Annotated in this window: 24 protein-coding genes; 10 read left to right on the top strand and 14 right to left on the bottom strand. The window is 61.8% G+C overall.

Annotated features, from left to right (window positions below):
- Positions 1–6: 6 nt before the first annotated feature.
- Positions 7–762 (bottom strand): spermidine synthase, encoded by a 756-nt coding sequence (locus tag BM382_RS11435; protein WP_011062527.1) that lies wholly within the window; start codon positions 760–762, stop codon positions 7–9.
- Positions 763–924: 162 nt separating this feature from the next.
- Between BM382_RS11435 and BM382_RS11430 the strand changes: the two genes are divergently transcribed.
- A complete protein-coding gene (locus tag BM382_RS11430; RefSeq protein WP_011062528.1) occupies positions 925–2271 on the top strand; it encodes a class II 3-deoxy-7-phosphoheptulonate synthase in 1347 nt (448 codons plus the stop codon).
- A 67-nt stretch (positions 2272–2338) separates the two neighbouring features.
- Here BM382_RS11430 and BM382_RS11425 read toward each other — a convergent pair whose 3' ends face one another.
- The 4 genes from BM382_RS11425 to BM382_RS11410 all read right to left on the bottom strand — a co-directional run bounded on the left by BM382_RS11425 (position 2339) and on the right by BM382_RS11410 (position 6326).
- Complete coding sequence (locus tag BM382_RS11425; RefSeq protein ID WP_072442862.1) at positions 2339–3553, bottom strand: winged helix-turn-helix domain-containing protein; 1215 nt, start codon at positions 3551–3553, stop codon at positions 2339–2341.
- Positions 3554–3617: 64 nt separating this feature from the next.
- A complete protein-coding gene (locus BM382_RS11420; RefSeq protein WP_041119391.1) occupies positions 3618–3839 on the bottom strand; it encodes a DUF1127 domain-containing protein in 222 nt (73 codons plus the stop codon).
- A gap of 130 nt (positions 3840–3969) precedes the next feature.
- Entirely contained in the window at positions 3970–4872 is a 903-nt protein-coding gene (locus BM382_RS11415; protein WP_053153090.1) for a hypothetical protein, read from the bottom strand.
- Positions 4869–6326 (bottom strand): thiaminase II/PqqC family protein, encoded by a 1458-nt coding sequence (locus BM382_RS11410; protein ID WP_170866321.1) that lies wholly within the window; start codon positions 6324–6326, stop codon positions 4869–4871. The genes BM382_RS11415 and BM382_RS11410 overlap by 4 nt, the downstream gene beginning before the upstream one ends.
- Before the next feature lie 108 nt (positions 6327–6434).
- On the opposite strand from BM382_RS11410, the gene BM382_RS11405 reads away from it, so the two are divergent.
- Positions 6435–6677, top strand: coding sequence for a hypothetical protein (locus tag BM382_RS11405; protein ID WP_072442860.1), 243 nt, complete (start codon positions 6435–6437; stop codon positions 6675–6677).
- Positions 6678–6773: 96 nt separating this feature from the next.
- Here BM382_RS11405 and BM382_RS31880 read toward each other — a convergent pair whose 3' ends face one another.
- Entirely contained in the window at positions 6774–6941 is a 168-nt protein-coding gene (locus BM382_RS31880; protein ID WP_015636538.1) for a hypothetical protein, read from the bottom strand.
- 416 nt (positions 6942–7357) lie between these two features.
- Here BM382_RS31880 and BM382_RS11400 point away from each other — a divergent pair, with 416 nt between their 5' ends.
- A complete protein-coding gene (locus tag BM382_RS11400) occupies positions 7358–7927 on the top strand; it encodes a peroxiredoxin (protein WP_072442858.1) in 570 nt (189 codons plus the stop codon).
- A 72-nt stretch (positions 7928–7999) separates the two neighbouring features.
- On the top strand, positions 8000–8854 hold the full coding sequence (locus BM382_RS11395) for a LysR substrate-binding domain-containing protein (protein WP_011062533.1): 855 nt from the start codon (positions 8000–8002) through the stop codon (positions 8852–8854).
- Here the strand turns inward: BM382_RS11395 and BM382_RS11390 are convergent.
- Complete coding sequence (locus BM382_RS11390) at positions 8844–9593, bottom strand: sulfite exporter TauE/SafE family protein (RefSeq protein ID WP_011062534.1); 750 nt, start codon at positions 9591–9593, stop codon at positions 8844–8846. The genes BM382_RS11395 and BM382_RS11390 overlap by 11 nt on opposite strands.
- A gap of 105 nt (positions 9594–9698) precedes the next feature.
- On the opposite strand from BM382_RS11390, the gene BM382_RS11385 reads away from it, so the two are divergent.
- The 3 genes from BM382_RS11385 to BM382_RS11375 all read left to right on the top strand — a co-directional run bounded on the left by BM382_RS11385 (position 9699) and on the right by BM382_RS11375 (position 11825).
- The gene (locus BM382_RS11385; protein ID WP_072442856.1) at positions 9699–10649 is read left to right on the top strand and encodes a LysR family transcriptional regulator; all 951 of its coding nucleotides are present in this window, start codon (positions 9699–9701) and stop codon (positions 10647–10649) included.
- Between the two features lie 76 nt (positions 10650–10725).
- Positions 10726–11187 carry a MarR family winged helix-turn-helix transcriptional regulator gene (locus tag BM382_RS11380; protein WP_011062536.1) on the top strand — a complete coding sequence of 154 codons (462 nt, stop codon included), beginning with the start codon at positions 10726–10728 and terminating at the stop codon, positions 11185–11187.
- 218 nt (positions 11188–11405) lie between these two features.
- Entirely contained in the window at positions 11406–11825 is a 420-nt protein-coding gene (locus BM382_RS11375) for an organic hydroperoxide resistance protein (protein ID WP_065365476.1), read from the top strand.
- Between the two features lie 71 nt (positions 11826–11896).
- On the opposite strand, the gene BM382_RS11370 is transcribed toward BM382_RS11375, so the two are convergent.
- Positions 11897–12469 carry an elongation factor P gene (locus BM382_RS11370; RefSeq protein ID WP_007931398.1) on the bottom strand — a complete coding sequence of 191 codons (573 nt, stop codon included), beginning with the start codon at positions 12467–12469 and terminating at the stop codon, positions 11897–11899.
- Between the two features lie 48 nt (positions 12470–12517).
- Positions 12518–13651 carry an elongation factor P maturation arginine rhamnosyltransferase EarP gene (gene earP, locus BM382_RS11365; RefSeq protein WP_011062538.1) on the bottom strand — a complete coding sequence of 378 codons (1134 nt, stop codon included), beginning with the start codon at positions 13649–13651 and terminating at the stop codon, positions 12518–12520.
- Positions 13652–13774: 123 nt separating this feature from the next.
- Between earP and BM382_RS11360 the strand changes: the two genes are divergently transcribed.
- Both BM382_RS11360 and BM382_RS11355 read left to right on the top strand, forming a co-directional pair.
- Positions 13775–14173, top strand: a complete 399-nt coding sequence (locus tag BM382_RS11360) for a hypothetical protein (protein ID WP_011062539.1) — start codon at positions 13775–13777, stop codon at positions 14171–14173.
- Between the two features lie 2 nt (positions 14174–14175).
- Positions 14176–14658, top strand: a complete 483-nt coding sequence (locus BM382_RS11355; protein ID WP_015636543.1) for a GreA/GreB family elongation factor — start codon at positions 14176–14178, stop codon at positions 14656–14658.
- A 12-nt stretch (positions 14659–14670) separates the two neighbouring features.
- Here BM382_RS11355 and cysB read toward each other — a convergent pair whose 3' ends face one another.
- The 5 genes from cysB to BM382_RS11330 form a co-directional block, all read right to left on the bottom strand.
- Entirely contained in the window at positions 14671–15645 is a 975-nt protein-coding gene (gene cysB, locus BM382_RS11350) for an HTH-type transcriptional regulator CysB (RefSeq protein ID WP_011062541.1), read from the bottom strand.
- 111 nt (positions 15646–15756) lie between these two features.
- Positions 15757–16257 (bottom strand): universal stress protein, encoded by a 501-nt coding sequence (locus BM382_RS11345; protein ID WP_011062542.1) that lies wholly within the window; start codon positions 16255–16257, stop codon positions 15757–15759.
- A 95-nt stretch (positions 16258–16352) separates the two neighbouring features.
- Positions 16353–17258 carry a 5'-nucleotidase gene (locus tag BM382_RS11340; protein ID WP_015636544.1) on the bottom strand — a complete coding sequence of 302 codons (906 nt, stop codon included), beginning with the start codon at positions 17256–17258 and terminating at the stop codon, positions 16353–16355.
- Positions 17259–17289: 31 nt separating this feature from the next.
- On the bottom strand, positions 17290–18246 hold the full coding sequence (locus BM382_RS11335) for a putative 2-dehydropantoate 2-reductase (protein ID WP_065365473.1): 957 nt from the start codon (positions 18244–18246) through the stop codon (positions 17290–17292).
- Positions 18246–18632, bottom strand: a complete 387-nt coding sequence (locus BM382_RS11330) for a thioredoxin family protein (RefSeq protein ID WP_011062545.1) — start codon at positions 18630–18632, stop codon at positions 18246–18248. The genes BM382_RS11335 and BM382_RS11330 overlap by 1 nt, the downstream gene beginning before the upstream one ends.
- Here BM382_RS11330 and BM382_RS11325 point away from each other — a divergent pair.
- Positions 18631–19065: a PilZ domain-containing protein gene (locus BM382_RS11325; protein ID WP_011062546.1), complete on the top strand. Its 435-nt coding sequence runs from the start codon at positions 18631–18633 to the stop codon at positions 19063–19065. The two genes, BM382_RS11330 and BM382_RS11325, sit on opposite strands and share 2 nt — an antisense overlap.
- The last annotated feature ends 74 nt before the right edge of the window (positions 19066–19139 follow it).

Raw genomic sequence — 19139 nt, 5'->3', positions numbered from 1 at the left:
AAGGGCTTATGTGGCCGGGCGGATCGCCTTGATCAAGGGTTGCAGGGAGTAGCCCAAGCGTGGGGCCAGGGCTTGGGCCCGGGCATTCAGGCCTGGCAGGTCCAGCTCCTGGTCGAGGTCGGACGGCACGATCAGAATCACGTTGCCCTCCTTCACCGGCAACTCCCAGTAATGGCGGTGATAGAGCCCGCGCAACAGGGCGGCGCCCAGGGGCTTGCCATCATCGGTGGCCCACTGGTTGATCACCAGCCAGCCGCCGGGGTTGAGGCGCTTCTGGCAGTTCTCCAGAAACCCCCAGGCCAGATGCCCGACGCCGGGGCCGACGTCGGTGTACAGGTCGACGAAGATCAGGTCGGCGGATTCAGCACTGTCCAGCAGCTCCAGGGCATCGCCAACTCTTATATATAGACGCGGATCGTCGTCCAGCCCCAGGTACTCGATAGCCAGGCGCGGCACGTCCGGTCGCAGTTCGATGGCTTCCACATCTTCCAGGGGCAGGAACTTCAGGCAGGCCTGGGTCAGGGTGCCGGCGCCCAGCCCGAGAAACAACGCGCTCTCCGGCGCCTCATGGCACAGGGCACCGATCAGCATGGCCCGGGTGTAGTCGTACTCCAGCCAACTGGGGTCCGCCGTGAACACACAGCTTTGCTCGATGGCATCGCCAAATTCGAGAAAACGATAGTCCGCCACTTCCAGGACCCGGATCATGCCGAATTCGTCATGCACTTCGGCGAGCAGGCGCTCGACGCGCTCCTCAGTCATTTCATCTCCTAGCCGCGCGGGCACAGAACCTTGCCGGCGCGATAAACCAACCGCTCGGCAGCGAGCGGGAAAGGCGCGATTGTCGGCCAAGCGAGAGGAGCAGGTCACGCACTAATTTGCTGCTAACATGCCCCTCCCACCGTTAAAGCACTCGAGTCCGCGATGAGCCAACCCTGGAGCCCCGACAGCTGGCGCGCCCTGCCGATCCAGCAACAACCCCACTACCCCGATGCCGCGCACCTGCTGCAGGTCGAGCAAAGCCTGGCCAGTTATCCACCGCTGGTGTTTGCCGGTGAAGCCCGGGAGTTGCGTCGCCAGTTTGCCGAAGTCACCCAGGGCCGGGCATTCCTGTTGCAGGGTGGCGATTGTGCCGAGAGCTTCGCCGAATTCTCCGCGGCGAAGATTCGCGACACCTTCAAGGTGCTGCTGCAGATGGCCATCGTCATGACCTTTGCCGCCGGCTGCCCGGTGGTCAAGGTCGGGCGCATGGCCGGCCAGTTCGCCAAGCCGCGCTCGGCCAACGACGAAACCATCAATGGCGTGACCTTGCCGGCCTACCGGGGCGACATCGTCAACGGCATCGGTTTCGATGAAAAAAGCCGGGTGCCGGACCCCGACCGCCTGCTGCAGTCCTACCACCAGGCCACCGCCACCCTCAACCTGCTGCGAGCCTTCGCCCAGGGCGGTTTCGCCGACCTGCACCAGGTGCACAAGTGGAACCTGGATTTCATCGCCAACTCGGCCCTGGCCGAGAAGTACAGCCAACTGGCAGACCGCATCGACGAAACCCTGGCCTTCATGCGTGCCTGCGGCCTGGACAGCGCGCCGCAACTGCGCGAAACCAGCTTCTTCACCGCCCACGAAGCGTTGCTGCTCAACTATGAAGAAGCCTTCGTGCGCCGCGACAGCCTGACCAACGACTACTACGACTGCTCGGCGCACATGCTGTGGATCGGCGATCGCACCCGGCAACTGGACGGCGCCCACGTGGAGTTCCTGCGCGGGGTGAACAACCCGATCGGGGTCAAGGTCGGCCCGAGCATGAACACCGACGAACTGATCCGCCTGATCGATATCCTCAACCCGGAAAACGATCCCGGCCGCCTCAACCTGATCGTGCGCATGGGCGCCAACAAGGTCGGCGATCACCTGCCACAGCTGATTCGCGCGGTGGAAAGCGAAGGCAAGCAGGTGCTGTGGAGCTCGGACCCGATGCACGGCAACACCATCAAGGCCAGCAGCGGCTACAAGACCCGGGATTTCGCGCAGATCCTCACCGAGGTCAAGCAGTTCTTCCAGGTCCACCAGGCCGAAGGCAGCTATGCCGGTGGCATCCATATCGAGATGACCGGGCAGAACGTCACCGAATGCATCGGCGGTGCCCGGCCGATTACCGAGGATGGTTTGTCGGACCGTTACCACACCCATTGCGACCCGCGGATGAATGCCGACCAGTCACTGGAACTGGCCTTCCTGATTGCCGAGACCTTGAAACAGGTCAAGCGCTAAGAGCGCTTTCGCCGGCTAGCCCGCTCCTGCAAGGGCTGTGTAGGAGCGGGCTGGCCCGCGAAGCTCTTCACCCCAGCACCTCACGCAGGCGTCGCGCGCCATCACGCTGGCAATTGAGCTGAATCTGTTCCCACCCCAGCCAGTCGGCCATCTTTCGCAATTGCAGGGCCAATGCCCGGACACCCTCGTCGTCCAGACCGAATGGCTCCTCATGCACCGCGTGCACCGCCAGACGCCCCTGGGCCCGCTCCGCCCGCAGGTCGACCCGGGCGGCAATCCGCTCGTTGTGCAGGAACGGCAGCACGTAATAGCCATAGACCCGCTTGTGCTCAGGCGTGTAGATCTCCAGGCGGTAGCGGAAATCGAACAGCCGCTCGGTACGGCTACGCTCCCAGATCAGGGAATCGAAAGGTGACAACAGCGCGCTGGCTTCGACCTTGCGCGGCACCCGCGCCCCGGGCAGGCAATAGGCACTTTGCTTCCAGCCCTGGACCTCACAGCCCAGCAGTTCGCCGGACTCGCACAACTCGGCAAGCCGCGCGCGACTATCGCCGGGATCGAGGCGAAAGTAGTCCCGCAGGTCCTTTTCCGTGGCGACCCCCAGTGCCCCGGCCGCCTGCAGCAGCAACCGGCGCTGGGCCTGGGCTTCCTCCAACGGCATCTGCTGGAGGATCGCCGCCGGGATCACCCGTTCCGGCAAGTCATACAGACGCTCGAAACCGCGGCGGCCGGACACTGTCACCTCACCGGCAGCGAACAGCCATTCCAGGGCATGCTTTTCTTCGCTCCAGTCCCACCAGGGGCCGGCCCGCTCTTCGCGGGTGGAGAGGCTGCCGGCCCCCAGCGCGCCCTGCTGCTCCACGGCCGCCAGCACCCGGCGCAGAGTGGCCTGGCGTTCCTGGCCGAAACGCGCCAGTTGCGAGTAGATACCCTGCCCCTGGCGTGCGCGCTGCATGCGCCAGCGCATCAAGGGGTACATGGACATCGGCAGCAGCGAGGCCTCATGCCCCCAGTACTCGAACAAGGTGCGCTGGCGCCCCTGGCTCCAGGCGGCCTGATCGAGCAGCTGCTGTGGATAACTGCCAAGACGGGAAAACAGCGGCAAGTAATGGGCGCGCACCAGGGCGTTGACCGAATCGATCTGCAACAGGCCCAGGCGCTCGATCTGCTGATTGAGTCGGGAGGCCTTGATCGATGCCGGCGGCTGGCGCCCGCCGAAGCCTTGGGCGGCCAGCGCCAGTCGGCGGGCCTGCTTGAGCGAGAAAGAAGGTAGTGCGGGCATGAGCGTCTCCTGGTCTGCCCGCACGCTAGCGCACCCTGGACCGGCTTGTGTAGTGGCCACCGGGTTATTTGTGCATCGGGTCGTCCCAGAACGGGCGGACCGCTTCATGCTCCACATCCGCCCGGCTCAACCCCAGGTCATGCAGGGCCGAATCGCTCAGGCCGGCAAGCATCCGGCGCTCCTGCGCCAACTCGTGCCAGCGGACCACCTGGCGCCATAGTGCACGTAACGACAACGCCTGAATTGGTAGTTTGTGAACCAGCAGATAACCCTTTTGCGCTTTCATGATCCTGTCCTCCAGTGGGGATGAGCACAGTCTCTTCCCCGAACAAGGATCAATCCAACGAATGTTTCTTATGCAATACATCTCAGGGTTTGATGCCTTGGTTCCCCACCGGTGTTTCCAGGGACCGCTTTCAGATCCGGTAATCCCCCGGCCAGCCGCCCAGTGGGTCGCGACCGAAACCATCGAGGCTGGCCGCCGCCGACTCTTCACAGGCCAGCAGGCTGTAGCCGCCAAGATCATCGGGCAACGGCAGAGCCGAAGGGGGAGTCAGGACAATGGACGGGTGCAGTTGCCCGAGCAACTCTTGCACCGTGCTGCTGACCGCGGGCCGGGCGCCGTTGATGGCCAGCACCGCCGCCTGCGGGGTCAGGGCTTCGGCAAGGACGGTGTAGCCATGGTTGCTGCAACTGACCGGCAACCGGTGTTCCTGGCGCTGTTCCTCGATGACGCGGGCCGGCTGCTCCTCCACCGACAGGACCACCCCGCAACAGCCGGTTGCAGCAATGATCCGCGCGTCCGGGTAGTGGTTTCGCAGGCTGGTGTAGGTGGACTGCTTGCCGGTGAGCACGATCAGGCCATCGCGCCCATGAAACTGCCGCACCAGCTCTGCCGAGGATTCCTCACTGACCCGCAGCCAATCCTTTACGCCAAGCACGGCCGCCAACTCGCCAATCACTGCACTGGCCTCCTGATAACGGTCGTGACGCACCGACACCGTGGTGGGTATGCCCATCAAGGCAAAGGGCGCGGCGCGGCGGATTGCATGCAGACAAAAGCCGTAATAGGGCAGCAGGCACAGGACTTCCTGGCCATAGCCCTGGCCGGCCCCCTGGTCATCCAGGCTCTCCCTGGCGCGAATCAGCCCCCAGCGAAACAGCGACAGGAGCTCGCCATGCAACACATCGCGCCACTTTTCCAGAGCCATCCTGGGTTCCGGCAAGCGCCTGGCCAGGGCCTCGAAGTCATCACGCTCGAATAACAATTCCTGCAACTGCGCCAGGGGCTCCAGGTTCTGGAAATAGGGCTGGTTCATGTTGCGCTCCAGGCCTGGCGCTGCAGCACCGCGTCCTTGCCGGTGCAATAGTGCTGGCGGATGCCATCCAGAAAGCTCCAGGCCAGTGACGGCAGCATGGCCGCACGCGCCACCGAGTCACGGCCCACGTCGCCCCGCGCCAGCAGGTACTCGATGTTGAGCGACGGCCGCTGATCGTGGCCCAGCTCGTCATCCAGTTCGTCATGGGCTGCCATGGCCCCCAGCAACGCTGCGCAGCGCGGGTTGTTGGCGGACACCTGCGAGTAGAAACGCAGGTGACGATCATCGCCACGGCATTCGCTCAGGCTTTTTTGCAGGTAGGTCGAACCGATCAGGTAGCCCTTCCAGTCATGCCGTGCCAGGTCGCTGAGATAACCGACAAAGGCAGTGGTGGTCGGCAAGGGTCGCATCGCTTCCGGGCGCCGGACTCCCAGTTCGCGCAGCCTGGGCTTGAGGATGTCGCAGTGGGTCAGCTCATCCTGCAGGTGCTGCAACAGGTTCTCGCGGATCCGCGCATCCGCACAGGCGGCAATGGCCGGGCTGACATGTCGGGTAGCCGAGGCCAGGTAATGATAGTTCTCCAGCATGTAGCCGATGATCAGCTCATCCGCGCAGCCCCCGGTCATCTGTTGCCACAGGCCGTGGCCGTCCACCGATACCAGCCAGTCGGTGGTCATCTGTTCGATGGCCGCCACACTCTCGGCGCTGGAGCTCTGCCCATTGAGCAACTGCTCATGCACCTGGGTGATCAGTGCGCCAAAAGGCGCCGGGCTCATGACCAGTTGCGTCATTCGCGGCCCCAGGGCATAGCAGGACGCAACGACGGTATCGGCAGGGTTGTCATCGCCGGAACGCTCACCGTTGACCAGGCTCATCACACTGGACGGCCAGACCGGCAGGCCCTGGAAAATTTCCACGTCCAGGGGCGAATCAGCGGCGTGCAACAGTTGGTCCAGCCCCTCCTCGGCCACCAGTTGGGCCGCGGTGACAATGGAGCTGGCACATCCCTGCTCCAGCGCAGTCAGCCAGCGGTAGATCATTTCGCTGAGGCTGCAGACTGCATTGAGCACCGTGGCCACCACCGGCGCGGGGTAGCAGTCCTGAGTGCGCACGGCCTTCTTCCAGTTATCCGAATGCCCATACTGGATGTCGGTGGAAAAATGCCCCAGCACCTTGTCTGTCGCCTTGCGGCTCAACAGGTTGTGGCCCACCAGCAACTCATGCCAACCCAGCACCGCCTCCTGCTCCACCGAGGAGTGCTCCATGAAACCGGAGCAGGCCGCCGACACCAGCTCGCCCATGGCCGCGATCTGCCGGGACAGGTGAATCCACTCCAGGGTTGCGGGCAAAGGCCGGGCCAGCCTGACCATGTCGCCGGAACAGCCGATCAACTCCAGGGCCTCATTGAAGAACTGCGCATGATCCCACTCCTCCAGCGCATGCCTGGACAGCATCAGGGAGATCGGCGACAACCCTATGCCCGGGCTGACCGAGGGGCACATCCTCGAGGCCGCGGCAGCCAGGTAGTGCCGGGTTTCCAGGATATAAGCGTAGAGCGCAGCTTGATCACCCTCTCTTATCTTTCGCCAGATGGGGTGACCATAAACAAACTCTTCCGCAGCGGTATATTGCTCGTTCAGCAGAAAAATAACTTCTTCCGCATTGAACTGGGCGCCCAGCGCCGACAAGTTGAGACTCTGGGCAATGCGTTCGACAATAAAAGCATTATCACTAAGTGTAGAGATAGGCGCTTCCAGACTTCCCAGCAGCAGTACCGAGTGACTGCCGATAGTGCTGCGCGCTAAAAATGGAGGGCTACGCAACGGTTCAGATATATCGATATGAGTAGTTCGAGTAGTGAGGTCCATTTCTGATCCTGCCCTCCAAAGCGTTAGCGTCATTTACTCGACGATGGCTGCCCTAAGTTGCTTCGCCGCCTTCTCCGTACGTTCCACCAGGCCCACCAGCGCCTTGAGGTCTTCCGGCGCCAGCTTGCCGGCTTTGAGCTTGGTCTTGAGCTGTGTCAGCTCGGCAGTGGTTGGCTCAGTGTGTTCCGCTTTCACGTTCATGAAAGGACCCTCCAAAGTTGGTCGCAATCCCAGTACAGACCATCTGTACATGGCAAGCGCAACACTAGTAGCGGATGTTTCTTTAGGCAAACCCAAACAACGACAAAGTTGACCATTAATCGGCCCAGGGCATATTCATTGATTTTTATCGCGCAGCGAAATTAGCAAACGACAACTTATAGCCAACACTCCAGACCTTTTTTTGAAAACTTATAGCCAGCACCGATAAGGCTTATCGCCAATAACACAGCACAACTAAAGCCAAAGACAAAACCAATAAAAGCCACGAGCATTAATTGCTGGATCGAACATCATTTATCCGCAGTACTACTTGAACTGAAGGAGCACTATCGACACTCTGTTATCCAGCTATCCCTATTGCGATTGCCCAGCGCTACTGATCAGGAGGAAGCGTCATGAGAGACATGTTGAGCGTGGACTGGTCGCGTATCCCGGCCCCCCAGGACGATGGCGCAGCCCGTCACTTGCAAGGCCTGCACTTGCCCGGGCTGCGGTTGCCCTCCACCTCGGGCGAAGGGGTCGACCTGTCGACGCTGCCCGGCATAACGGTGCTCTATGTCTACCCGCGCATGGGACGACCGGATTTGCCGCTGCTGGAGGGCTGGGACATGACCCCCGGCGCCCGCGGCTGTACCCCGCAGTCCTGCGGCTTTCGCGACCTGGCCGAGGAACTCGCGGCCGCCGGGGCGGCGAACCTGTTCGGCCTCTCGAGCCAGGACAGCGACTATCAACGTGAAGCCGTCGAGCGGCTGCACCTGCCCTTTGCCCTGCTCTCCGATGCACAGGGGCAATTGGCTGAAGCCCTGGGGCTGCCGATGTTCGAATTGAACGCCACCCGCTTCCTGAAACGCCTGACTCTGATTCTCAAGGCCGGGCAGATCGAAAAGGTGTTCTACCCGGTGTTTCCACCGGACCAGAACGCCCGGCAGGTGCTGGCCTGGCTGCAAGCGCAACGCCAGGGATGACGCCATGGCCTTTCGAGGAATAAGATCAGGCCCAGGAATGCTTCCTGCCCCATGCATCTCAGGATTTGATCAATGTCCCAGTTCCCCAGCATCGACACCGAAGTGCTGCGCACCTTCGTCGCCATCGCCGATGAAGGCGGTTTTACCCGGGCTGGAGAACGGGTCAACCGCACCCAATCGGCGGTGAGCATGCAGATGAAGCGCCTGGAAGAGGACGTGCTGCAACGCCAGCTGTTCCAGCGCGACGGACGCCAGGTCAAGCTGACCGCCGAGGGCCAGGTACTGCTGGGCTATGCCCGGCGCATCCTGAAACTGCATAGCGAAGTGTTCAATACCCTGCGCGAACCACACATGGTGGGGCTGGTGCGCATCGGCACGCCGGATGACTATGTGATGCGTTTTCTACCGGGGATTCTGTCGCGCTTCGCCCAGAGCTACCCGCTGATCCAGATCGAAGTGCATTGCGAATCGTCCAAGCAACTGCTGCAACGCCAGGACCTGGACCTGACCATCGTCACCCGAGAGCCGGGCAACGAGATCGGCCAACTCCTGCGCAAGGAGCGCTTCGTCTGGGCCGTGGCCCAGTGCTTCACGCCCCATGAACAGACGCCACTGCCGCTGGCGATGTTCAACAGCGACTGCTTTTGCCGGCTGTGGGCCTGCAACGCCCTGGATGCCATCGGCCTCGACTATCGCATTGCCTACAACAGCTCCAGCCTGTCGGCAATCATGGCGGTGGTCAGCGCCGGGCTGGCGATCACCGCGCAGCTGGAAAGCCTGATCACGCCGGACCTGCGCATCCTCGGCGAGAACGAAGGGCTGCCGGAGCTGCCCGAGGCCAGCATCATGCTGCTGCGCAACCTCAACCAGCCCTCGCCCATCACCGAATGCCTGGCCGAACACATCGTCGAAGGCTTCAAACTTTAAACGCCAGCATCACCGCACACACCACCAGGAAGCCGCAGAACAGGCCGCGCAACAGCCGCTCGGGCAAGGCGTGGGCGACCTTCACCCCCCAACTGATGCTCAGCAAGCCACCGGCTGCCAGCGGCAGACCGATCGCCCAGTCCACCTGATGGTGAAAGCCATAGGTCACCAGGGTGACCCCGGTGCTGGGTAGCGCCAGCGCCAGGGACAAACCCTGTGCTACCACCTGGGTGGTGCCGAAGACACTGGTCAGTACCGGCGTGGCAACCACTGCGCCCCCCACCCCGAACAGCCCGCCCATGGCCCCGGAAGCGGCGCCCAATACCCCGAGCCAAGGCCAGGGGTAACGCATCTCGCTGCTGGCCGGGGCACTGGCCATGAACATGCGCAGCAGGTTGTAGGCCGACAGCACCAGAAGAAAGGCGACAAAGCCGATGCGCATCTTCTGTGCATCGATGCCCACCGCCCAGATCGAGCCCAGCCAGGCGAAACTGAACCCCATCAGGGCCAGGGGCAAGGCGTGGCGCGCCTCTATGCGGTTGCGCTGGTGATAGCGCCACAGCGCGAGTAGCACATTGGGTACAACCATGACCAGCGCCGTGCCCTGGGCAATCTGCTGGTCCAGGCCAAACAGCACGCCGAGCACCGGAATCGCGATTAAGCCACCGCCAATACCGAACAGCCCGCCCACCGTACCCAGCGCCGCGCCCAACAACAGATACATCATCAACTCGATCACAACCGCTCTCCTCACCTGAGAGCTGCATGCTACGCAGTCGGCCCTGGCACGGAAACGCATAGCAACGCACAATGGCTTTGCCGTTTTCGCATAAGCGAGCTGATCATGAATCCCAATACACTGACCGAACAACTGGGGCTGTTTCTTGATGTGCTGGAGGCGGGCAGCTTTTCCGCCGCGGCACGCCGCCATCCGCTGACGCCCTCCGCCGTGGCCCGGCGCATCGACAGCCTGGAAAACGCCGTGGGCACCACTCTGTTCATGCGTACCACCCACGCCGTGGTCGCCACCGCCGCCGGCCAGGCCTTTGCCGAACGGGCCCGGCGTATCGTTGCCGAGCTGCAACTGGCTCGGGCCGAGGCAGTTTCCCTGAGCCATGCCCCGGAGGGCCTGATCCGCATCGACGCCCCCGCTGCCTTCGGGCGCCGCCACCTGGCGCCGGCCATTGCCGATTTCCTGGTGCTCTACCCCGGGCTGGATGTGCAGTTGCACCTGATCGACAGCTTTGTCGACATGCAGGGCTCCCACTTGGGCAAGGTCGACCTGGTGCTGCGCGCCGGCCAGCGCGTGGACACGCGGATGGTCGCCACCTCCCTGGCCAGCTTCGTGCGTATCGCCTGTGCCAGCCCCTCCTACCTGAAAAGCCGCGGCACCCCCAGCCACCCCGCCGAACTCAGCCAGCACGACGGCCTCGACTGGGATGGCCTGGCGCCGCTGTTCGCCTGGCGCTTCGAGCTTGACGGCCAGGTGCAGAGCCATCGTCCGCAGCGTATACGCCTTGGTGCCAACAACGCTGAAGCCCTGCTTTCCGGGGCCTTGGCCGGGCTGGGCATTGCCCACCTGCCCACCTGGCTGGTGAGTGAATACCTGCTGCGCGGCGAACTGGTGCCGCTGTTCTGCGAAGGCGGCCTGCCCAAGCCGGAAACCGCCGGCATCTACGCCTTGCGCATGGAACAGCACCCCAATGCCCGTAGCCGCCTGCTGCTGGAGTACCTGAAAAGCCGCTTCAGCCCGGTTCCGCCCTGGGACCTGGCATTGCAAAGCGCGATGGGCTGAGACCTGAGGAAAATTATCTGGCGCATTAAAGACTCGCCCGCTAGATTCATGACCATCAATGATCAAGGCCGCCAACATGACCACCGAACGCTCCCCCCTGGACTCCTGCGATCAACTGCTGCTGGACAACCAGGTGTGCTTTGCCCTGCACTCCACCTCGCTGATGCTGACCAAGGTCTACAAGCCTCTGCTGCAGAAGCTGGGGCTGACCTACCCGCAGTACCTGGCGATGCTGGTGCTCTGGGAACGGGACGGGCTGACGGTCGGCGAGATCAGCCAGCGCCTGCTGACCGACCCCGGCTCCCTGACCCCGCTGCTCAAGCGCCTGGAGGCCGAAGGTCTGCTCAGCCGCACCCGCAGTCGGGAAGATGAACGGGTGGTGATTGTCCAACTGACGGAACAGGGCCGGGTGCTGCGCGAGCAAGCCCGGGACATTCCCCAGTGCATCCTCGGGGCCAGCGGCCGGAGCGTGGAGCAATTGCGTCAGTTGCAGGAAGATTTGCAGGTGTTGCGCGGGCATCTGCAGGACAGTCTTTGACGCTTTGCTGGCAAGCCAGCCCCCTATGGCTGAGGCTAGCTTCTCAACCGAAAAAATATTTTTTTCAGAATCAATGAGTTGCCCATGACTCAAGGCTAATGGAGGGGTTTTCAGCAAAATTTATCTTGCGCACTAAATATTAGCGAGATACATTTATTTCGCACTTACTTAGCGCGCAAATAATTAGCGCGAAAATCACCTACCACGAGGCTTCCACCATGCAAACTCTCTACACCGCCGTTGCAACCGCCACCGGTGGCCGTGATGGCCGCGCTGTTTCCAATGACCAGATCCTCGACGTCAAACTGGCCACCCCCAAGGAACTCGGTGGTGCCGGTGGCCAGGCGACCAACCCTGAACAGCTGTTCGCAGCCGGTTACTCGGCCTGCTTTATCGGTGCCCTGAAGTTCGTCGCCAGCCAGAGCAAGCGCAAGATCCCGGACGACGCTTCGATCACCGCCCATGTCGGCATCGGCCAGATCCCCGGCGGCTTCGGCCTGGATATCGACCTGCATGTGAGCCTGCCCGGCCTGGCCGAGGACGAAGCGCAAAGCCTGGTGGATGCCGCGCATCAGGTCTGCCCCTACTCCAATGCCACCCGTGGCAATGTGGATGTGCGCCTGCACGTTACGGTCTGAAACGGCAAATTCCAGGCATAAAAAAGCCCGACTCAAGGTCGGGCTTTTTCGTCTACAGGGGCGAGCCAGGTTTAAACCTTGGCGCGGCCTTTGTAGGAACCGCCTTCGCGGGTATCGATCTCGATCATGTCGCCGATTTCGATGAAGTCCGCAACGCTCAGCTCGGTACCGTTTTTCAGCTTGGCAGGCTTCATCACCTTGCCCGAAGTGTCGCCGCGCGCGGAACCTTCGGTGTAGTCAACCTGGCGCACGATGGTGGTCGGCAGGTCAACGGAAACCAGACGGTCTTCGAAGAACACAGCTTCGCAAACGTCGGTCATGCCTTCTTCGATGAACGGCAGAACCGCTTCGATGTCTTCGGCGTTCAGCTCGTACATGGTGTAGTCAGTGGTGTCCATGAACGTGTAGGTGTCGCCGCTGATGAACGACAGGGTCGCTTCTTTGCGATCCAGGATCACGTCGTCCAGTTTGTCGTCCGCACCGTAAACGGTTTCGGTCTTGTAACCGGTCAGCAGGTTCTTCAGCTTGGTCTTCATGATCGCGCTGTTACGACCGGACTTGGTGAATTCAGCTTTCTGAACCAGCCAAGGATCGTTGTCGATACGGATCACGGTACCGGGTTTGAGTTCTTTACCAGTTTTCATTGCGAATATCCGAATTTGGATGGGATTTACAAAAATCTAGGCCGCGTATCATATCCAATTTAGGTAAAACTGCACCAGCGCCGCAGCAAGATCGGGCTGGGAGCCTTGTTCCAGACACCATTGCTCGGCGTGCGCGGCGACTTCCGGCCAGTATTGCAGCAGGTTTTTCCAGGGTTCGGCCATCGATGCTTCGCTGTTCCAGGCCTGCCACAGGGCCAGCACTGCAGCCTTGGCCCCCGGGGAAAGGGTGCGGGTATAGAGGCCGAGAAAAGCTTCGAGCTTGTCCAGGTGGATGTCTTCATCCTGGCGATAGATGTGCCAGAGCATCGGACGCCCGGCCCATTGCGCCCGAACGAAGGAGTCCTCCCCGCGCACCGCGTTGAAGTCGCAGCACCAGAGCAGCCGGTCGTAATCCTCCTGGCGCACGAAGGGCAACACCTGAACGGTCAGCGACTGGCGTACCTGGGGACAGCCCGGCGCCAGCGGTTCCTCTCCCAGCCAGCGCTGCACATCGGCCAGCACGCGGCCCTCGGGCACCAGCAGATGAGTCGGCTGCCCGTCGTCGGCCAGGGCCTGCAACCAACTGGCAACCCCGGCATTTTCGTAGGCGAACAGCGAGATCAAGCGACTGCCGGCAACAGGCGATACGCCCAGGGATTTCAGGAAATCCAGCCGGGCCTGGGGCCTGCCCTGGAAATCCCGGCGCTGCTCGAGCAGCCCGGCCTCGCGCAGCAAGCCGCCGGTATCGGCCTGGAATCCGGGAAAGAAGAAGTACTTCTGCACCCCGCGAAACTTCACGGAAGGCAGGCCATGGCACCCGCCGACCCAGTCCTCGGCGCTCAGGTAGTCCAGGTTCAGCCACAGTGGCGCACGCGCACGGTCGGCCATGGCGTCCATGTAGGCGTGGGGCAACTGGCAGGCGAAAGCCGCGATCACCACATCGGCCGCCGCCTCGTCCGGCCACTGGGCCGGCCAGTGCCGCACCTGGACGCCATCCTGAATCTGGCTGGCCTTTTGGCTATCGATCTGCGGGCAGATCTTTTCGAAAGCGCGCAAATCATCGACCCACAGGCGCACCACACATTGATGCTCGGCCACCAGTTGCCGGGCCAGGCGCCAGGTCACGCCGATGTCGCCGTAGTTGTCGACCACGCTGCAGAAAATATCCCAGGAGGCTTTCATTCCACTCCCCGATTGGCAAAGGCGCCGATTGTCCGCATAAATGCTCCTGCGCAGAAGAGCCAACCGCGATTATCTTCGTGCGACAATCGGCCCTTGCCCAACACCGCCCGCCAGGAGGCAGCCATGTCCCATCGTCCCACCGCACGTCGCTCCTTGCGCATCAGTTTCAACTTCCTGGCGCTCACCGCCAGCATTGCCCTGGGCCTGTGGCTGGGTTTCCTGGCGATCGCCCTGACCTGCTGGCTGGCCTCGCACTACCTTTTCAGCCAGCAATTGGCTCCGGTCGCACAAGCGGTGCAGCAGTTGGCAAAACCACCGGTGGCCGCGCCACCTGAGCCACAAAACCGAATGTTCGAGCAGTACCAGGAAAACCTGCGCAAGAACGAGGAACTGCAATCCCTGGACAACGCCCGCAGCAACCTGCGCAACCTGTCCAACCCCAAATGCCAGTTCTGGTTGCAGCAGGACCAGACCGCGCCGAGCGAAAAAAGCCGGGCCAACGTCCTGCAATTTTGTAATTGACCATGAATAAACAGTCCGTCTGCCAACTGATTCTGCAACAGCTCCGGGACGACCTGGAGGTCGCGGTGCGAGCGGCACAAACCGCTTACGAAACCGCCACCCACGAAGAAAATATCGCCGAGAACAAGTACGACACCCTGGGGCTGGAAGCTTCCTACCTGGCCGCCGGCCAGGCTCGACGGGTCGAGGAAATCCGCCAGGCCCTGGGCCTCTGGCAGAACCTGAGCCTGCGCCCTCATGACCCGCAGAAGGGGATTCAGATCGGTGCGCTGTTGGGGCTGGAAGATGAAAACGGCCACGAACAGTGGCTGTTTCTCGGCCCGGATGGCGCGGGCCTGAAGGTCTACGTGGTGGGGCAACTGGTGACCGTCATCACCCCCCGCTCGCCCCTGGGCAACAGCCTGCTGGGCAAGTTCGAGGACGATGAGGTGGAGATCGTGGTGGCGGGCGCCCGGCAACAGTTCACTGTCACCGAGGTCCGCTAGGCAGGCTGGGGATCAGTGGACCGGCAATTCGACGCCGTCGAACAGCTCTTCCAGTTCCTGCTTGTTATGGCAGGCAATGGCCTTGGCCATGACTTCGCGGGTCAGGTGCGGGGCGAACTTCTCGATGAAATCGCACATGAAGCCACGCAGGAAAGTGCCGCGACGGAAACCGATCTTGGTGATGCTCGATTCGAACAGTTCACTGGCATCCAGCACCACCAGGTCGCTGTCGAGCTTGGTGTCGACCGCCATCTTGGCCACGATGCCCACGCCCAGGCCCAGGCGCACATAGGTCTTGATCACGTCGGCGTCGGCAGCGGTGAATACCACCTTGGGCGTCAGGCCGCGATGGCTGAAGGCTTCGTCCAACTTGGAACGACCGGTAAAACCGAACACGTAAGTGACGATCGGGTACTCGGCCAGGGTTTCCAAGGTCAACTTCGGCAGCTTGGTCAGCGGGTGGCCCTGAGGCACTACCACGCAGCGGTTCCAGCGATAGCACGGCATCATCACCAGGTCACCGAACAACTCCAGGGCCTCGGTAGCGATGGCGAAATCCACAGTGCCGTCAGCGGCCATTTCGGCAATCTGCATCGGCGAACCCTGATGCATGTGCAAGGCCACATCCGGGTACTGCTTGATAAAGCTGCTGATCACCGGTGGCAAGGCGTAGCGCGCCTGGGTGTGAGTAGTGGCGATGGACAGGGTGCCCTTCTTCTCGTTGGAGAACTCCTGGGCGATCTGCTTGATGCTTTCGACCTTGCGCAGGATCTCGCCGGCGGTGGTGATGATGCGCTCGCCGGCCGGGGTCACGCGGGTCAGATGCTTGCCACTGCGGGCAAAGACCTCGACCCCGAGTTCGTCCTCGAGCAGACGGATCTGCTTGCTGATACCCGGTTGCGATGTGTAAAGGCTTTGCGCGGTAGCGGAGACGTTGAGGTCGTGGTGCGCCACTTCCCAGATGTAGCGCAATTGTTGAAGCTTCATATCAATCCCTCAAAGCAGGTAGACGCCACGGGTATCAGCGACGGTATATAACTATATTAATGGTCAGGAGAATAAATCTAGAACTTTTATTCAGAATTTTCCATTCCATCCTCAGGTATCGCCCTGACGTCGACGCTGCACCAGAGGCACCAGGTAAACCGGGACTTTGGCCAGTTGCAGAACTCGCGTTGCGGTACGCCCCAAAGGCGTTTGCGCCCCCACCCCATGGCTGTGACTTCCTACGATCAGCAAATCCACAGAGAGTTTCCCCGCCTGCTCCAGAATCACCTGGGACGGGTCCCCCTGAAGCACCCGCACCGACTGGATCAAGGTCAGGTCCTGCATCCCCTCCCCCAGCTCCTCGCGAAAACTGTCCAGCACCCGTTGCTCTATATTGGCCATCACTGTATTCAGGCCCTGGCGGTGAAACTCATTCAACGACTGCTCATCCAGGTAGCTCTGCAACACTGATTCGGCGAACAGGCCCATGGGCTCCACGGCGTGCACTACATGTAAGTCGGCATTGAACGTTCGAGCCAGCTCCAGGGCATGTTGCATCACAAAGGGCGCATACAGACCGAGGTCAGTGGCATACAGCATCGAACGAATCATATGACCTCCTCAACTGCCAAGATGGCGGAGATTGATTCAGCTTAGCAGTGCCTGGAACTGTGGGAGGTCCGAGGAAAAACCACGGATTTTAGGACTCAAGCCTTGGTTTCGTTGCTTACGCCGTGCGGCACGTGACCGGTGGCGACCACTTCGCGAGCCAGCTCGCAGTGACCGGCCTGGTCGTCGAAGAACACGTCGGCTGCAAAGGCTTCGAGGAAGGCGGCTTTTTCCAGCCCGCCAAGGAACAGCGATTCGTCCAGGCGGATGTTCCACTCGCGCAAAGTGCGGATTACCCGCTCATGGGCCGGCGCGGAACGGGCTGTCACCAAGGCGGTACGGATCGGACTGGCCTCATCGGAAAACTCTCCCTGCAGCAGGTTGAGTGCCGCCAGGAACCCCTTGAACGGCCCGCCCGGCAACGGTTCTCGTGCCGACTGCCGCTCACTGGCCTGGAATGCCTCCAGGCCGCCGGACTGGTAGATACGCTCCGAGTCATCGGAAAACAGCACCGCATCACCGTCGAACGCGATGCGCAGTTCGCCATTTTCAGCGCGCCGGGTGCCGCCGGACAGAATGGTTGCCGCAGCAAAGCCGGCCTCTAGTGCACTGCGCACATCATCGGCATGGGTGGAGAGAAACAGGTCGCTGCCAAAGGCCGCCAGATAGGGATAAGGGCTGCGGCCGCCGACGAAGGCTGCTCGGGAAATGCCCAGGCCGTAGTGCTCGATCGAGTTGAACACACGCAACCCGGTGTCGGCACTGTTGCGCGAGACCAGCACCACCTCGACCCGGGCTCGGCCCAGGCTGGCATTCAGGCTGAGGAGTTTCTTGACCAGAGGGAAGGCATCACCGGGCTCGAGGACTTCCTCTTCATGTTCGATCTGGTACTGCCGATAGGCCTCGACCCCCTGGGCCAGATAGACCTTGTGGCTGTCGCCCAGGTCGAACAGCGCCCGCGACGAGATCGCCACCACCAGCTTGCCATCCAGGCCCTTTGCCATATTTCATCCCCTTAAAGGTAATAAGCCCAACTCAGGCGTGGTGCCGGTCGATGAAACTCAAGGCCTGGTACAACGCCTGGATCTTCGGCAGCTCACAACCTGCGGCCCGCGCTGCCGCCAAGGGTGCAGCATAGATAGCTGCCAGTTCCAGAGGACGCTGGTGCAGGAAATCATGGTACATGCTGGGCCAGTAATCCGGCATGTGCTCGGTGGACTTGAACAGTTGCTGCGCATAGGCCGCGGGGATGGCATGCCCGCAAGCCGCCGCCCCCTGCAGCACTTCCTGCATCAGGTCCTGGATCAGCTCGCGGCTGGCGGGGTCGGCCATCAGTGGCGTGGTACTGGCTCGGAGCAGAACCGACAGGCCGTTATACGGGACATTCCACACCAGCTTCTGCCAGCGCGCCTGCTGCAGGTTGCCCATGGCCTGAGAGTCGAGCCCCGCCTCGCGAAACAGCGCGGCGCCCTCCTCGACAATCGCCTGGCTCAGGGTCGCATCGGCACTGGCCGGGCCACTGTGGTAACCCAGGTTTACCGCGCCAAGCGCCTGGTGCTCGATCTGCCCGGGCCCGGCGCGGTGCACACAGATAAAGCACAAGCCGCCCAGAAGATGTAGCGAATCGGGAAGCACCGCGCGCAGGTCGTCTTCGACATCCAGCCCATTCTGCAGTACCAGAACCTTGGCATCGGTGGCCGCGGCCTGAATGATCGCCGGCGCCAGATCAAGGTTGCTGGTGGTCTTGGCGCCCACCAGCAGCCAGTCGCAAGGCGGCATCTGTTCGGCATTGGCGTAGGCCTGCGCCGGCTTCAACGTCAGCTTGCCGTGCTGGCTGCTGTTGACTTGCAGCCCATGCTCGAGCACTGCCGGATATTCGCTGCGCAATAAAAAGTGCACGTCGAAACCGGCACGTGCCAGCATCACCCCGTAAAAACCTCCGATCGCTCCGGTCCCGATAATGCCTACACGCGGTTTACGGCCTGCACCCATCAAGGCAACTCCTCTGGTATTCGATTAAGCGCCTGACGCAGGCTCTCGCTGAGATCCTGCTGCGTCAGGCGCGACTGTAGCGCTCCATGAAACTCACCGTCGCGGACCACGAACAAAGCCGGCAAGTGGAACACCTGATAGCGCTGAACCGCACCGCCATTATCGCCCGCATCGACCCAGCAAAGACGGTCGATGGGTAGCTCCAACTCCGGCAGCCGCGCCCGGGCCCAACGGCAACTGGAACAGCCGACACTGGTGAAAACAACCAGGGAAACGCCGCCCAGGCCCAGTAATTGCTGGTCGATATCGAAATCGGTCAGTTCCAATTCGAGCACTATACTGGGGGAAACAATGTCAAATGGACGACACTCGGAGTCTGCGGTCATGGGACGTTTTCTGCCTCATCCTGATGATGTTCCGGTTGAACTGACCTTGCGCAAGCACGCCTGTATTTCACGCCAGCGGTTGCACACTATCAGCCTCGGTGGCATGGCGTGCAATTACCACCGTGCCTGGCGCCGCGGTACCGCGCTGGAGGTGTACATGCCAACGTTGGGGGATAACGCCCGTTACAACGGCTATGTCGCCTGGTGCCTGAAACGCAAGCGTGGCTACCTGGTGGGCATCGCTTTCGTCGACGAACAAACGCTGTTCGGCGCGCGCATGGGTGAGCAGGTGTGCCAGATCGCCCGCTACTGTCGCCTGCATGAACCTCAGAGCGAACAGCAATGCATTGAGGCGCTGGCGCTGGATTGGGTCGAGCAGCACGCAGAAGACTATTCCGAAGACCGTGTGCACCAGGCTTTTGTGCAGCCATAGCCCAATAAAACCGCCACCTGCCCATTGTAGAGTCACCGGCTAACGCGCTAAGGTTCCGCTCCCCGACGCGCTCA

Origin of the sequence: Pseudomonas sp. NFPP25 (assembly GCF_900116505.1) — a bacterium.
Classification (GTDB): Bacteria; Pseudomonadota; Gammaproteobacteria; order Pseudomonadales; family Pseudomonadaceae; genus Aquipseudomonas; species Aquipseudomonas protegens.
The sequence above is the reverse complement of the archived record's forward strand: the minus strand, read 5'-3'. Positions and strand labels throughout refer to the sequence as shown.